General features: G+C 34.8%; 1 protein-coding gene and 1 pseudogene. Both read left to right on the top strand.

Going from position 1 to position 801, the window contains the following annotated elements; translation table 11 throughout:
- Positions 1–19 precede the first annotated feature (19 nt).
- Entirely contained in the window at positions 20–400 is a 381-nt protein-coding gene (locus EBF12_RS10965; protein ID WP_121727673.1) for a hypothetical protein, read from the top strand.
- A gap of 122 nt (positions 401–522) precedes the next feature.
- Positions 523–801, top strand: a pseudogene (locus tag EBF12_RS10960) (hypothetical protein); the annotation flags it as partial.

Here is an 801-nt window from a genome sequence, read left to right as displayed (position 1 = left end):
AACAAAGGAGTAACCAAATATGTGGATAGTATTTTTTGCAATAGCAGTCTTTGGATTAGTTATAGGCTCTTATATCTATGGCTATTATCAAACTCGTGACACCTATGTAAGAAAACATAGAGATCTTACAGAAGCTGAAAAACTAGCTATTAGAGAAATGGTAGGTAAGGCTACCTCTTGTTTTAATATCATATATCAGCAAGATATACAAAAGCAACACAAACAAGTCAAAGAAGGCTCATATCAGTTTGGCTCTCTCCCTTTTATGATTTATGAAGGTATGGAGATTCAAGCAAAAGATAGACTTGCCAAGATGATTACTGAAAGAGATAATACACACAAGGAAATCTTTGCAGAGTTTTTAAAGCAATATCAGCAAAGAGCTGTTACTCATTCTTAATTGATATTGCAAAAGCAGAGTTGTTTGTGGATAAGAGTAAGACATCTTAAAGCTTATTTGAAAAGGGTTTTAGGATTCTGCTATAATCCACTCATATAAATAAAAACTAAAAGGAGTTTATTATGGGATTTGGTAGTTTTACATTAGGTTATTTATTAGGACAGAGTTTTCAAAACCCTCAAGATATTATAGAGACACCCGGAAAGTGTCAAGCAGATTATGATAATGACCCAGAGCTTAGAGCGTATGGAGAAGAATGCTATTGGAAGGCTTGGGATAAGGCGTGTAAGGAAAAGGTAATTGAGAGATTGAGGAATCCGAATGATGATTTACGCTTTTCACCTGTGACTTACCCCGATATTTCCAAAGAGAAATGGGCGGATTTAATTGAGAGTGGAGAA

The organism is Helicobacter labetoulli, assembly GCF_003670275.1.
In the GTDB taxonomy this organism is placed as follows: domain Bacteria; phylum Campylobacterota; class Campylobacteria; order Campylobacterales; family Helicobacteraceae; genus Helicobacter_C; species Helicobacter_C labetoulli.
This window is presented reverse-complemented; position numbering and strand designations above follow the sequence as displayed.

Coding starts and splice junctions, on each gene's coding strand:
- EBF12_RS10965 (WP_121727673.1), top strand. CDS start 20: ATGTGGATAGTATTTTTTGCAATAGCAGTCTTTGGATTAGTTATAGGC.